General features: G+C 73.6%; 15 protein-coding genes and 1 tRNA gene. 8 read left to right on the top strand and 8 right to left on the bottom strand.

Translation table 11 applies throughout. The annotated features are described in order from the left end of the window. Positions 1-67: 67 nt before the first annotated feature. Positions 68-1471 (bottom strand): MDR family MFS transporter, encoded by a 1404-nt coding sequence (locus tag AB0C78_RS03165; protein WP_360741062.1) that lies wholly within the window; start codon positions 1469-1471, stop codon positions 68-70. A 103-nt stretch (positions 1472-1574) separates the two neighbouring features. On the opposite strand from AB0C78_RS03165, the gene AB0C78_RS03160 reads away from it, so the two are divergent. The 4 genes from AB0C78_RS03160 (at position 1575) to AB0C78_RS03145 (ending at position 4510) form a co-directional block, all read left to right on the top strand. Then, entirely contained in the window at positions 1575-2156 is a 582-nt protein-coding gene (locus AB0C78_RS03160) for a TetR/AcrR family transcriptional regulator (RefSeq protein WP_360741059.1), read from the top strand. A gap of 75 nt (positions 2157-2231) precedes the next feature. Further along, positions 2232-3173 (top strand): LLM class flavin-dependent oxidoreductase, encoded by a 942-nt coding sequence (locus AB0C78_RS03155; RefSeq protein WP_360741057.1) that lies wholly within the window; start codon positions 2232-2234, stop codon positions 3171-3173. Next, positions 3170-3826, top strand: coding sequence for an alpha/beta fold hydrolase (locus tag AB0C78_RS03150; protein WP_360741055.1), 657 nt, complete (start codon positions 3170-3172; stop codon positions 3824-3826). Before AB0C78_RS03155 ends, AB0C78_RS03150 begins: the two co-directional genes overlap by 4 nt. Before the next feature lie 9 nt (positions 3827-3835). Next, positions 3836-4510, top strand: a complete 675-nt coding sequence (locus AB0C78_RS03145) for a winged helix-turn-helix transcriptional regulator (RefSeq protein ID WP_360741053.1) — start codon at positions 3836-3838, stop codon at positions 4508-4510. A gap of 4 nt (positions 4511-4514) precedes the next feature. Here the strand turns inward: AB0C78_RS03145 and AB0C78_RS03140 are convergent, their stop codons facing one another. The 4 genes from AB0C78_RS03140 to AB0C78_RS03125 form a co-directional block, all read right to left on the bottom strand. After that, positions 4515-5483: an alpha/beta fold hydrolase gene (locus AB0C78_RS03140; RefSeq protein ID WP_360741051.1), complete on the bottom strand. Its 969-nt coding sequence runs from the start codon at positions 5481-5483 to the stop codon at positions 4515-4517. A 122-nt stretch (positions 5484-5605) separates the two neighbouring features. Beyond that, the gene (locus AB0C78_RS03135) at positions 5606-6982 is read right to left on the bottom strand and encodes a cytochrome P450 (protein ID WP_360741049.1); all 1377 of its coding nucleotides are present in this window, start codon (positions 6980-6982) and stop codon (positions 5606-5608) included. 52 nt (positions 6983-7034) lie between these two features. Next, positions 7035-9641 carry a magnesium-translocating P-type ATPase gene (mgtA, locus tag AB0C78_RS03130; protein ID WP_360741047.1) on the bottom strand — a complete coding sequence of 869 codons (2607 nt, stop codon included), beginning with the start codon at positions 9639-9641 and terminating at the stop codon, positions 7035-7037. Continuing rightward, on the bottom strand, positions 9625-9954 hold the full coding sequence (locus AB0C78_RS03125) for a metalloregulator ArsR/SmtB family transcription factor (RefSeq protein ID WP_151539085.1): 330 nt from the start codon (positions 9952-9954) through the stop codon (positions 9625-9627). The genes mgtA and AB0C78_RS03125 overlap by 17 nt, the downstream gene beginning before the upstream one ends. 82 nt (positions 9955-10036) lie before the next feature. Between AB0C78_RS03125 and AB0C78_RS03120 the strand changes: the two genes are divergently transcribed. Next, positions 10037-10546, top strand: a complete 510-nt coding sequence (locus AB0C78_RS03120; RefSeq protein ID WP_360741044.1) for a hypothetical protein — start codon at positions 10037-10039, stop codon at positions 10544-10546. Position 10547: 1 nt separating this feature from the next. Here the strand turns inward: AB0C78_RS03120 and AB0C78_RS03115 are convergent, their stop codons facing one another. Beyond that, a complete protein-coding gene (locus AB0C78_RS03115; protein WP_151539083.1) occupies positions 10548-10823 on the bottom strand; it encodes a GlsB/YeaQ/YmgE family stress response membrane protein in 276 nt (91 codons plus the stop codon). 101 nt (positions 10824-10924) lie between these two features. Between AB0C78_RS03115 and AB0C78_RS03110 the strand changes: the two genes are divergently transcribed. Continuing rightward, positions 10925-10997 (top strand) — tRNA-Thr (locus AB0C78_RS03110). 102 nt (positions 10998-11099) lie between these two features. Then, positions 11100-11537: a nuclear transport factor 2 family protein gene (locus AB0C78_RS03105; protein WP_360741042.1), complete on the top strand. Its 438-nt coding sequence runs from the start codon at positions 11100-11102 to the stop codon at positions 11535-11537. A gap of 86 nt (positions 11538-11623) precedes the next feature. Here AB0C78_RS03105 and AB0C78_RS03100 read toward each other — a convergent pair whose 3' ends face one another. Together AB0C78_RS03100 and AB0C78_RS03095 are read right to left on the bottom strand one after the other, a co-directional pair. Next, complete coding sequence (locus tag AB0C78_RS03100) at positions 11624-11977, bottom strand: excalibur calcium-binding domain-containing protein (protein WP_360741040.1); 354 nt, start codon at positions 11975-11977, stop codon at positions 11624-11626. Positions 11978-12423: 446 nt separating this feature from the next. After that, positions 12424-12585: a hypothetical protein gene (locus AB0C78_RS03095; RefSeq protein ID WP_360741038.1), complete on the bottom strand. Its 162-nt coding sequence runs from the start codon at positions 12583-12585 to the stop codon at positions 12424-12426. Between the two features lie 84 nt (positions 12586-12669). Here AB0C78_RS03095 and AB0C78_RS03090 point away from each other — a divergent pair, with 84 nt between their 5' ends. Further along, positions 12670-12978 carry a hypothetical protein gene (locus AB0C78_RS03090; protein WP_360741036.1) on the top strand — a complete coding sequence of 103 codons (309 nt, stop codon included), beginning with the start codon at positions 12670-12672 and terminating at the stop codon, positions 12976-12978. Positions 12979-13056: the final 78 nt, after the last annotated feature.

Genomic DNA, 13056 nt, shown 5'->3' with positions numbered 1-13056 from the left:
CGACGTGACTCTATGTACTGATTTCGCTGCTCTATGAGATCAAAGATTCACCCGCCACAGTGCCCACTTAGCCAGAAACGGGTCCTGGCCCGGTCCGGCCAAGCAGGAGGGCCGGCGGGAACGCGAGGGCGGTGAAGGCGAGGGACCACCAGAAGGCGTGCGCGTACGCGGTGGACGGCGCGGCGCCGCCGGACGTCTGGTGCTGCAGGACGACGGCGAGGACGGCGGCGCCGAACGAGCCTCCGACCTGCACGATGATGCGCGTGGCGCTGCTGGCGTGCGGGATCTCGTCCGGGCCGAGGCCCTGGTAGGCGGCGGTCATGACGGCGAGGGTGACGCCGCCGAGCCCGGCCCCGCGGACGACCAGGGACGCGCCGAGCAGCCATTCGCCGGTGTGCGGCCCGGCCTCGGCGTAGGCGAGCGTGCCGAGGACGGTCAGGGCGAGGCCGGTGAGGACGATGGGGCGGGGCCCGATCCGGTCGGTGAGGGCGCCGAGGCGGGTGCGGACGAGCAGGCTGCCGAGTCCCTGCGGGGCGAGCAGGAGGCCGGCGACGACCACGCTGTGCCCGCGGACCTGCTGGTAGTAGAGCGGAAGCAGGAGCATCGCGCCGAACAACGAGAGACCCGAGAGGAACAGCAGGGCCGCGGACGCGGCGAACCTGCGGCGGCGGAACAGCCGCAGGTCGATCGCGGGTTCGGACGGCGTGCGCAGGGCGTGGACGGTGAACGCGGCGAGCAGAAGGGCTCCGGCGCCGAGAGGAACGAGCACGGACGGGCGCCCGAATCCGCGGTTCGCCTGCGAGAGCCCGTAGATGACCAAGGCGAGCGCGGGCGACAGGAGGAGCATGCCGGTGACGTCGGGCCGGGTGCCGCCGCGCGGCGGGGTGCGCGGGAGGCCGCGCCAGGCGAGGAGGAGCGCGGCGAGGCAGACCGGCACGTTGACGTAGAAGATCCACCGCCAGCCGGCGTGGCCGGCGACGAGGCCGCCGACGACGGGGCCGAGGATGGGCCCGACCAGCGCGGGCATGCTGATCGCGGCCATCAGCCGGCCGATCTGCCGGCCGCCGGCGGCGCGCATCAGCAGCGTCTGCATGACCGGCATCATCAGGCCGCCGCCAGCGCCCTGCACGACCCGGAAGGCGATCAACGAGCCGACGTTCCAGGCGAGCCCGCACAGCACCGAGCCGAGCAGGAACAGGCCGAGGGAGAGCAGCCAGACGCGGCGGGCGCCGAAGCGGCCCTCGGCCCAGCCGGTGAGCGGGATCGCCATGGCGAGGGCCAGCAGGTAGGCGGTGATCGTCCACTGGATCTCGGCGACCGGCGCGTGCAGGTCGCGGCCGAGCCGTCCGATCGCGACGTTGACGATCGTGCTGTCGAGCAGCGGGGCGAGGGCGCCGGTGACGAGGATCCCGGCGAGCTTGAGCAGGGCGGGGTCGAGCCGTTCGGGCGCGGCGCGGGTGCCGGTGGTCATGCGGGCCTCCATGAAGAGACGGTGCGTCTCTAACGGCCCGGAGTGTAGGCTGGCCAGAACAAGAGACGCAAGGTCTCTTAAAGGTCTCTCAGGAGGAGCGGGCGTGACCGGCGAGGCGAAGGCGCGGCGGCGCGGAGAGGCGCTGGAGACGGCGATCCTGGACGCGACCTGGGACGAGCTCGACGCGTCCGGCTACGCGGGCCTGACCATCGAGAACGTCGCGGCGCGCGCGCGGACCGGCAAGCAGGTCATCTACCGCCGGTGGGCCAGCCGGCCCGACCTCGTCCTGGCGGCGCTGCGGTACCGGTACTCCTCCATCGCGGACGACGTGCCCGACACCGGGAGCCTGCGCGGGGACGTCCTGGCGGTCCTGCGGTACATGGCGCGGCGGTTCGGCGAGTTCGGGCCCGACCTGGTCCACGGCCTGATGGCGGAGGCGCACGCGCTCGATCCGGACACGTTCGAGGTGATCCCGGACGCGATGTCGGTCATCCTGCGCCGCGCCGCCGACCGCGGCGAGGTCGCGCCGGGCGCGGTGACCCCGCGGCTCGCGAAGATGCCGGCCGACCTCGTCCGGCACGAGATGCTGCTCACGGACCGCCCGGTGCCGGACGAGGTGCTGGCCGAGATCGTGGACGACCTGTTCCTCCCGCTGGTGCGCGCCCGGAGCCATCGAACTTCCTGAATTCGAACCAACTACTTCAAAAACAAGAAGCGTTGATCGTAAGATCACCACCGGAACGACCACCGGAGGTGATCCATGCCGGAGACACGGTTCGGCTACCTGCTGCCGACGCGCGACCAGACGGTGTCGGGCGAGCACGCGCCGCACCGCCTCGTCGAGTACGCGGTGCGCGCCGAAACGCTCGGCTACGACTCGGTCTGGGCGGGCGACAGCCCCATCACCCGGCAGCGCGCGGACCCGCTGCTCGTCCTGGCGGCCGTGGCGCAGGCCACGCGCCGCGTGGAGCTCGGCACCGCGGTGCTGCTGCCCGCACTGCGGCACCCGATCCTGCTCGCGCACCAGCTCGGCACCCTCGACCGGCTCAGCGGCGGACGGGTGATCGCGGGGATGGGCGCGGGCTTCCCGACCGACGCCACCCGCGCGCAGTTCACCGCGCTCGGCGTCGACTTCGCGACCCGGGGCCGCAGGCTGGAGGAGTCGATCGAGGCGATGCGGCTGCTCTGGACCGGCGAGGCCGTCTCGTTCAAGGGCGAGCACTTCGCGTTCGAGGACGTGAGCATCGCGCCGCCGCCGGCCCGTCCCGGAGGCCCGCCGGTCTGGCTCGCCGGCGGCGGGCCCGCGCTGCGCCGGGTCGCCCGCGTCGCGGACGGCTGGCTGCCGTACCCGCCCGAGCACGGCGTCTACGCGAAGGAGGCCGCGACGATCCGGGAGACGGCTCAGCGCCCGGTCACCCCTGCCCTGTACGCGACGTTCTGCCTGGACGACGACCCCGAGCGCGCGCGGGAGAGGCTCCGTACGAGCATCGAGCGCTACTACAACGCGCCGCTGGAGTTCATCGCCTCCATCCAGGCGATGTTCGCCGGCACGCCCGAGGACGCCGCCGCCTGGTTGAACGCGTACGTCGCGGCGGGCGCCCGCCACATCGTGGTCCGTTTCGCGACCGGCGACCACGATGCCGCCCTGGAGGAGTTCGCCGGTCGCGTCCGTCCCCTCGTTTCCGCGGAGGTCCGCTCATGACCACGTTCGTCCTCGTCGCCGGCGCCTGGCACGGCCCCTGGGCCTGGGACCGGGTCGTCCCGTTCCTGCACGACGCCGGTGCGCGCACCCTCGCCCCGGCACTTGGCGAGGGGGACGTCGGCCTCCACGACCACGCGGACCAGGTCGTCGCGGCGCTCGACGGCGTCGAGGACGGCGACGTCGTGCTGGTCGGGCACAGCTATGCGGGGCTGGTCGTCCGGGAGGCCGCCGACCGCCGGCCGGACCGCGTCCGCCGCCTGGTCCTGGTCGACGGCTGGGCCGGGGCCGACGGGACGAGCCTGTACGACCTCGCGCCCGCCCCGTTCGTCCAGGCGCTGCGGGACCGCACGTCGGACGGGCTGATCGCGGCCCCGCCGCCCGCCGCCGTCGGCATCGACGACCCCGACGACGCGGCGTGGCTCGCCGAGCGGCTGCGTCCGCAGCCGGCTCGCACGTTCGAGGAGCCGACCCGCCTCACCGGCGCCGTCGACCGGATCCCGGGCACCGCGATCCTGTGCCGGCCGAGCGCGTACCCGTTCGAGCAGTGCGCCAAGGCCATCGGATACCCGGCGGTCCCGATCGACGGCCCGCACGACGTGATGCTCACCCGGCCCGGCGCCCTGGCCCGGCTGATCCTCGGGGCGGGCGCTTAGAGTGATGCGGTGGAGCAGCGGACCTACAACCAGTACTGCGCGACGGCGCGGACCCTCGACCTCGTCGGCGAGCGCTGGACGCTGCTGCTGATCCGCGAGCTGCTGACCGGGCCGAAACGCTTCGGCGACCTGCAGGCGAGCCTGCGCGGGCTCGGCACCGGGCTGCTCGCGGCGCGGCTGAAGCACCTCGAACGGGAGGGGCTCGCGCGGAAGGTCACGCTGCCGCCGCCCGCCCGGACCTCCGCGTACGCGCTGACCGAGGCGGGCGAGGAGCTGGGCCCGGCGGTGCTGGCGCTGGCGCGCTGGGGCATGCGGTGGGCGCTCGGCGAGCGGCGCGAGGGCGAGACGTTCCATCCGGGATGGGCGGTGCTCGGCATGGAGGCGTGCTTCGTGCCGGAGGCGTCGGCCGGGCTGCACCTGGTGTACGAGTTCCGCGTGGAGGACGAGGTGTTCCACGCGGCCGTCGACGACGGGTCGGTCCAGATGGTGCACGGCCCGGCGCAGCGGCCCGACGCGTCCGTCGCGATGAGCGAGGACGTGCTGATCGCGATGGCGTCGGGCCGGTCGTCGCTGGGCGCGGCGATCGAGGACGGCAGCGCCGCGGTGTCCGGGGACACCGCGGCGGTCCGCAGGCTCGCCGACCTTTTCCACATCCCGGCGCCGAGGCCGCGGAAGCCGGAGTGACCGGCTACAGCGGCAGGCCGTAGCCCTCGCACACCGGCTTGAAGCCGGGGGTGTTCGCCCCGAGCTGGTTGAGGACGTCCTGCAGGACCGGGCTGTCGTTGAACATCCCGACATGGCCGACATAGTCGTCCGGGCACTGGTCCTGGACGAGGATGTTCGTGACCCCGTCCCCCTTCAGCCACGCGTTCGTGTACGGGGTGACGACGATGTCGTTCTTGGTCTCGATGACGACGTACCGGGGCCCGGGGACGGTGTCGCCGTCGCCGAACAGGGCGTTCTGGAAGTCCGAGCCCTGCTCCTGCTGGACGAGCCCGGGCGCGCCCGCCTCGGTGAGCGTCTGGTTGGCGAAGCCGAGCAGGTTGAGCGCCTTGCCGAGGTCGAGGACGCCGTCGATGGTCGTCCCGTGGTTGCTGGGCGCCAGCGCGACGAACGTGCGGACCTTGGCCGCGCCGCCGAGCCGCTTGATGTAGTAGTTCGGCATCATGCCGCCCTGGGAGTGCCCGACGAGGTCGACCTTCTGCGCGCCGGTCGCGGCGAGGACCTTGTCGACGAACGCGTCGAGGGTCTTCGCGGATTCGGCGATGTCCCCGAGCCCGCCGATCCGGTCGAACGACAGCTGCGTCATGCCGTAGTTGAAGCCGAAGACGCAGTAGCCCTCGTTCGCCAGCATCGGCGACAGCACGCTCCAGTTGGTGCCGAGGTTCACGAACGTGGCGTGGACGAGGACGACCGGGGTCGGGTGCTCGGCGCTCGGCTTGCAGTTCCAGTCGTTGGCGCCGGCGACCGCGCCGGGGCTGTTGAAGAAGTTCACCAGGGACGTGCCGACGTCGCCGACCGGGTACTTGTCCGCGGCCTGGGCCTGGGCCTGGGCGGGCGCCGCGACGGCGGCGGTGCCGAGCAGCGACGCGAGCGCGGCGGCGGCCAGGCCGCCCCGGGCCGCGCGCGCCGGACGTCGGGTGAACGGGCTCTTCACAGGGGCCTCCCGGGGTGGACGCGGCAAGCACCCGCTTACCGCCGCTCCCGGAATGTAGAGGCGCCGCCGCCTTTTGCCAAGACCCCTTTTCGATTTACCGTCCAGTTAGCGTGCCCGAGGGGTCACCTCCGCGACACCCGCATCGGCACGGGGCGCGCCGGCCGCAGCGTCACCTCCGCCCGCGACGGGACGGCGACGCCCGGCGCCAGGTCCAGCCGCACGGACCGGCTGATCAGGGCCAGCACGAGCACCGCCTCCATCATCGCGAAGCCCGCCCCGACGCAGATCCGCCGGCCGCCGCCGAACGGCAGGTACGCGTGGCGCGGGCGGTCCTGCTCGCCGAGGAACCGCTCCGGCCGGAACCCCTCCGGATCCGGCCACAGGTCCGGGTTCCGGTGCAGCAGGTAGGGCGAGATCGCCACCGTCGAACCCGCCGTCACCTCCGCGCCCGCGACGTCGTCGTCGGCGACCGCGTCCCGCTCGATCGTCCACGCGGGCGGGCAGAGCCGCATCGACTCCGACAGGACGGCCCGCGTCCACGGCAACCGGTCCAGATCGGCCGCGTCCAGGTCGGCCGCGTCCAGGTCGGCAGTGTCCAGGTCGTCGGCGCTGGGAACGCGGCCGCCGAGGACGTCGTCGACCTCCGCCTCCAGCCGGTCGCGCGCCGCCGGATACCGCGACAGCAGGATCAGCGTCCAGGTCAGCGCCGCCGCGGTCGTCTCGTGCCCGGCGAGCAGCAGCGTCAGCACCTCGTCGCGCAGCTCCGCGTCCGACAGCGGCGGGTCGCCGTCCCGCATCAGCAGGTCCAGCAGGTCCGGCTCGCCGCCGGGACCCGCCGCGCGGCGCTCCTCGATCACCCGCAGGACCATCCCGTCGAGCTGCGCGCCCGCCCGCTGCGCGCCCGGCACCAGCCGGAACGCCCGCCGCAGCCCCGCGTCGCCGAGGAACGTCGCGCCGAGGCCGATCACGGCGCTGCGCTGCAGGTCCGCGAGCGCCCGCCCGGTCGCGTCCGACTCGGCCGCGAGGTCGCTGCCGAACAGCACCCGCCCGACGATGTCCAGCGTCACCCGGCGCATGTGCGCGGCGGCGTCGAGCGTCACGCCGTCCGGCCACCGCACGACCGCCCGCGCCGCGACCCCGGCCATCCCCGGCGCGAACGCGGCGAGATGGCGCTGCGCGAAGACCGGCTGCACGAGCCGCCGGTGCCGCCGCCACGTCTCGCCCTCGCTCGTCAGCAGCCCGTCGCCGAGGAACACCCGCAGCGGCCGGTACGTGAACGCCTTGACGTAGTTGTCCTGCTTCGCGACGAGGACGTGCTCGGCGTGCTCCGGCCGCGACAGCAGGAACAGCGCCCGCCGCCGGTCGCGCGGGAGCCGCACCGCGTCCCCGTACCGGCGGAACAGCGCCCCGTAGGCGTCCATCGGGTCGCGCATCATCCGCGCCCACCAGCGCGCCGCCTCCAGGCCCGAAGGCCCCGCCGTGCCCTTCCCTTCGGTCATCGTCGCCTCCCGCGTTCCAGCTGACCGCAGGGACCCGCCGCTTACAAGGCCGTCAGAGCCATTTACCGAAAACGCGCTGGTAGACGTGCCGCGCCGCGACCGTCGCGAGGACGTACCCGGTCATCACGCCCGCCAGGATCGGGACCGCCTCGAACGGCAGCGGCTCCAGCCGCAGCACCCCGCCGAGCGGCGTGAACGGCAGCAGCAGCCCCGACAGCCCGAGCGCCGCGGCGGTCGCGACGATCGTCCGCCCCGCCCGCGGCCCGTCCCGGCCCCGCCGGCGCAGCAGCAGCATCGCCAGGCCCTGCGCGACCAGGTTCTCCGCGAACCAGCCGGACCGCAGCAGCTCCCGCCCCGCCGCGCCGCCGTGCGCGTCCAGCAGCCACCAGAACAGCGCCAGCGCCGCCAGGTCGAACAGCGCCCCGACCGGCCCGAGGCACGCCACGAACCGCGCCAGGTCCCGGACGTCGAACGTCCGCGGGCTCCGGATCTGCGCCTCGTCCACCCGGTCGCGCACCAGCGCCAGCTGCGACAGGTCGAAGCAGACGTTCTGCACCAGCACCTGCAGCGGCAGCATCGGCAGGAACGGCAGCATCGCGCTCGCCGCCAGCAGCGACACCACGTTCCCCACGTTCGACGTCAGCGCGATCTTCACGTACTTCACCGTGTTCGCGAACGTCCGGCGGCCCGCCACGATCGCCTGCTCCAGCAGGCCCAGATCCGGGCGGACCAGGACCACGTCCGCCGACTCCCGGGCCAGGTCCGCCGCGCCCCGCACGGTGATCCCGACGTCCGCCGCCCGCAGCGCCGGCGCGTCGTTCACCCCGTCGCCGAGATACCCGACCGTCCGGCCCGCCTGCTGCAGCGCCCGCACGATCCGCGCCTTCTGCGGCGGCCCCACCCGCGCGAACAGCGTCCCCGCGCCGGCCAGCCGCGCCAGCTCCGCGTCGTCCAGGTCGACCGCCTCGCGGCCGAGCACCACCCCCGACACCGCGATCCCCGCGTCCCGGCAGATCCGCCGCGCCACCAGCGGATGGTCGCCCGTGATCATCACCAGCGCGACGCCGCGCCGCCGCAGCCCCCGCACCGCCGCCGGCGCCGCCGGATCCAGCCGGTCCCGGAAGCCGACGAACCCCGCCAGCGTCAGGTCCTGCTCGTCCGCCGGGGTCAGCGGGCCGCGGCGCGTCCGCGTCCCCACCGCCACCGCGAGCAGCCGCACCCCGTCCGCCGCCCACCGGTCGTCCAGCCGCAGCAGCCGCGCGCGCTCCTCCGCGTCCAGGACCCGGTCACCGGCGGCCGTGCACAGGTTCAGGACGTCCTCGACCGCCCCCTTCACCACCAGCCGCCCGCCTTCGAGCAGGACGGTCGCGCGCCGACGCGCGTAGTCGAACGGGATCGCGGCCACGCCGGACGGCCCGCCCAGGTTCCCCGCGTCCTGCAGCAGCGCCTCGTCGATCGCGTCCCCGACGAGCCGCCCCGCCAGCTCCACCGACCACAGCGCGTTCACCCGCGCCCACCGCAGCACCTCCGGATCCGTCCGGCCGAACGGATCGAGATGGCACGCCGGCGCCACGTGCTCCTCGGTCAGCGTGCCCGTCTTGTCCACGCACAGCGTGTCCATCGCGCCGAGGTCGTGCACCGCCGGCAGCCGCTTGACGATCACCTGCCGGCCCGCCAGCCCCTTCGCGCCCCGCACCAGGAGCGCCGTCACCACCAGCGGCAGCATCTCCGGCGTCGCCGCGACCGCCACCGCGATCGCCAGCAGCAGCGCGTGGTACCAGTCGCCGCGCAGCACCCCCGCGACCGCCACAACCGCGGGCAGCGCCGCCAGCATCGCCGCGACCAGCGTCCACGACACCACCCGCACGCCCCGGTCGAACGCCGTCTCCGTCCCGCGCCCCGGCCGCTCCCGGTTCGCCGCCCCGAAGTACGTCCGCGCGCCGGTCGCGACCGCCACCGCCGTGCCGGTGCCGCTGACCACCGTGGTCCCCATGAAGCACAGCCGCGGATGGTCGAACAGGTCGCCCGGACGGCCCTCCGGCGCGTCCGTCCACGCCGCGTGCTTGCCCGCCGGCAGCGACTCCCCGGTCAGCATCGCCTGGTTGATCTCCAGGTCCACCGAGTTGAGCAGCCGCAGGTCCGCCGGCACCACGTCGCCCGGGCCCAGCAGCACCACGTCGCCCGGCACGACCTGGTCGACCGGCACCTCCCTGGCCACCGGCTCCGCCCCCGGCCGCGCCCGCCGCAGCACCGTCGCCGTCGTCGTCACCATCGTCCGCAGCGCCGCCGCCGCGCGCCCCGACCGCGCCTCCTGCCGGTACCGCATCGCCCCGCTGAACACCGCCAGCGCGCAGATCAGGATCGCGCCCCGCACGTCCCCCGTCAGCGCCGACACGACCGCGAGGAAGGCCAGCACCACCGCGAACGGCGCCGCGACCGCCCCGCCCAGCCGCCGCGCCCGGCGCCGCGGCCCGTCCTCGAACCGCAGCAGCCGGTCCTGCGCCTCCGCCTCGTCCAGGCCCTTCGGCGAGGTCTCCCACCGCCGCAGCACCGCCAGCGGCGGCTGCACCGCGCACTCCCGCAGCCCCTCCGCGCCGGCGGTCGCCGCACCGTCCGGACCGGGCGGCGCCGCGACGGGCGGGTCAGGCGCCCAGACCACGGGCGCGTCCGGCGTCACCCCGCAGATGCGCGACCATCTGCCGGACGATCGCCGCCACGTGCGGATCGTCGACCACGTAGAACTGGTGCCGGCCCTCCCTGCGCGCCCGCACCAGCCCGGCCAGCTTCAGCTTCGCCAGGTGCTGGCTGACCGCCGCCACCGTCCCGTCCACCTCGTCGGCCAGCGAGCTGACGTCCCGCTCCCCGTGCGTCAGCACCCACACGATGTGCAGCCGCGTCGTGGCCGCCAGCATCCCGAACCGGCCCGCCGCCTCCTGGAGCAGCGCCGGCGACAGCGCCAGGTCGTCGCTCATCTTCCCCCGCTCCCGCTCACCGCCCCAGTCTCGCACGTCACAACAATTGCGCAATTGCGCGAATGTTTGACAGTATGTCGGCATGACGGTCGAGCGGCGCATCCGCGTGGGCGCCTGGGAGATCACCCTCCGCTGGCCCGCCCCGGCGACCGGCGGCCCCACCGAGATGACGATCCGCCCGCACCCCGACGCGGACCCCCGCCTCGTCTCCCGCGGCCTCACCACCGGCACCCTCCGGGCCGTCCCGCTCCCGGAGCTGACCAGCGACGTCCTGCACGCCGCCCGCACCACCGCGCTCCCCGTCGCCGAGGCCCGCGAGATCCGCCGCATGGTCGAGGCGGCGCCCCGTCCGGGCCGCAAGGGCCGCCCCGACGAGTTCTTCGCCCTCGTCGCGGCCGTCTACTGCGCCTACGTCGACCTCGGCTACCCCAACCCCGTCCACATGCTCGCCGACGCCTGCGGCGCCCCCTGGCGCGCCGCCGCGAACTGGGTGCACCTGGCCCGCAAGAAGGGCTTCCTCAGCCCCACCCCGGAACGCCGCCCCGGCGGCGCCCCCACCCCCAAGACCACGAAGGCCCTGGGCTCCCGCTAGCTCATCTCGTACGCCGCCGGTTCCGCCGCCACGCCGCGACGGCCGCGACCCCGATCACGGCCAGCCCGACCTGGAAGACCAGCTCGATCCAGTCGATCCCGGACGTCGTGGCGACGCCGGCCTTCTGCGCGATCGCGGTCCCCACGATCGCCGCGACGATCCCGATCAGCACGGTCAGCACGATCCCGATGGGCTGCCGTCCCGGCAGCAGCAACCGCCCCAGCGCCCCGATGATCGCGCCGATGACGATCGCGGTGATGATCCCCGTAATGTTCACGTACGCCCTGTGCCCGCTCACCACCGCGAATCACCTGCGCCGCCGCCCCGAAACCCCCGCGCGAACCCCCGCCGCGGTCGACTACGATGCGGGACGAGCCCGCCGGCGTAGCTCAATTGGCAGAGCATCTGTCTTGTAAACAGAAGGTTAGGGGTTCAAGTCCCCTCGCCGGCTCCCACTTTCAGAGCCCCCTTCCGCTCACGGGAGGGGGATCAAGGTGCCGCCCCGGACGGGGAGGCCGTTGACCGGAAACGAGAACACGTTACAGTTTCCACCATGACCGCAGTCACCTGGGACGCGCCGGACGGCGACCACCCCGCACGCCGGGCCGTGCGCGCGGCGATGGACGCGGCCGCCGCCGGGCGCAAGCAGGAGTGGCTCGCCCTGTTCGGCCCGGACGCCGTCATCGAGGACCCCGTCGGCCCCTCGATGCTCGATCCGGAGGGCAAGGGGCACCGCGGGCCGGACGGGATCGAGCGGTTCTGGGACGAGAACATCGCCCGGGTGCGCGAGTACCACTTCCGGGTGAGCGACTCGTTCGCCAACGGCCCCGCCTGCGCCAACGTCGTCACCATCACCGTGACGCTGGACGGCGGGACCACCATGACGATCGACTGCCTGACCGTCTACACGGTGGATGAGGAGGGCCTGATCACCTCGTTCCGCGCCCACTGGGAACCGGATCGCGTGATGGCCACCCTGACCCGGCCGTAGAGGGCGGCGAATCGGCATCGAGCCGCGCGCGATTACCGCACTGGTCGGCCGGAGCGGCCGTTTTCCGCGAAAGCGGCGCTGACCCGCTATTCGCAGACGGTGCCGTCGCCGTCGCGGTCGATGTACCAGGAGTACTCGGGGTCCACGCCCTCAACGTACGGGCCGTATCCGTGCGCTTTCGCCGCTGCGCAGGTTGCGAAACGCGGGTCGGTCTTCGGTGCGGCCGGCGCCTCTTTCGTCGGGTGCGGCTTCGGTCGGGGCTTCGCTTTCGCGGGCGCCTTGGAGGGGAGAACGGCGTCCTCGTACTCGGTGATCGTCACCGTCACCGTGGAGGGGATCGGCATCGGCGCTGCGGCGGAAGTCGCCGGCGGGTCGTCACCCGATCCTTTGGCACCCGCACCGATTCCGATGCCGACGACCAAGGCCAGGGCGACAAGCACGATGACACCACCAGTGGGAATGTGGTGCGGCTGATGCGGCGGCGGGGCCGGCGTCCGGGGCGGTGGCGGATACACGCTTCAGGCCTCCCAGCGCAGAATTCGAGTGACGCGCACCTGAGACGCCCGCCATCCGCAGCCCGTTCACGTCCGCCGGGACATCTGTCTTTATCCGGCCACAGAGGCGTTCTCGCCTTTGGGTCTACAGATGTGCAGTGCTGGGGTTAATCGGTTCCTGGTCGCTTGCCGCCGAACCGCTCGTGCTGGCCGTGGCCGCAGACCATCCGCTCGCCCAATCTCCTCCCGCCGCACTCGCTGATGCCTTTTCTCACGCTCACCCAGGGGACCGAGTTGCGCGCGGCCTTGGAGGCCGCCTGCGCCGAGGTTGGCTTCACGCCTCGGATCCAGGCGGAGACCAACGACCTCAACACCCTCACCGACCTGCTCCGTCACAGCCGCGCATCGCGCTGCTCCCGGAGACCGCCGTCGCTCGCGCCGGTGCCTTCCTCGCGACGATCCGCCTGACCCGGCTTGTGGTCCACCGGCCGCACGTCCTCGTCTGGAAGCGCCGCCACGTGACCGCTCTCGCCGAGGCGTTCCTCCACGTCCAAGCCCGCGACGAAGCCCGAGCGATGCCACCGGGATGAGTTCCGCTCCCCGCCCACCGGGACCACCCGCGGCGGGAGTATGGGGGCGTGATGATGGATGAGTTGTTCGAGGTACAGCCGGAGCGGTGGGGGCTTCGGGGAGATCCGTATGTGTGGCGGGCACTTCAGGAACGTCTGCGGGGGACGCCTGTGCCGGCCGAGGCGAGCGAGGTCGAGGGCTTGCTGCTCGATGCTTTTCGCGTCGTGGTGGGCGTGGATCTGAGGACGGCGCGTGAGGAGCACGTGTACCGGGAGGAGTTCGCGCACGGCGGGATGTCCAGCGGGTCCGTCCATCTGCCTACGTGGAGGGAGCGGCTGGTGCCGATGCTCGTCCAGCGGGCGCGTGGAGGTGGCTGAAGAATCCGCGGTGCCGGTGTCGATATGGGGGGACGGTCTTCGTGTAGGGGGCGAGGGGGCGGCGGTGGGCCGGCCCGA

Origin of the sequence: Actinomadura sp. NPDC048394 (assembly GCF_040651755.1) — a bacterium.
In the GTDB taxonomy this organism is placed as follows: domain Bacteria; phylum Actinomycetota; class Actinomycetes; order Streptosporangiales; family Streptosporangiaceae; genus Spirillospora; species Spirillospora montaniterrae.
Note: the sequence above shows the minus strand (reverse complement) of the source record. Positions and strands in the feature narration are given on the sequence as shown.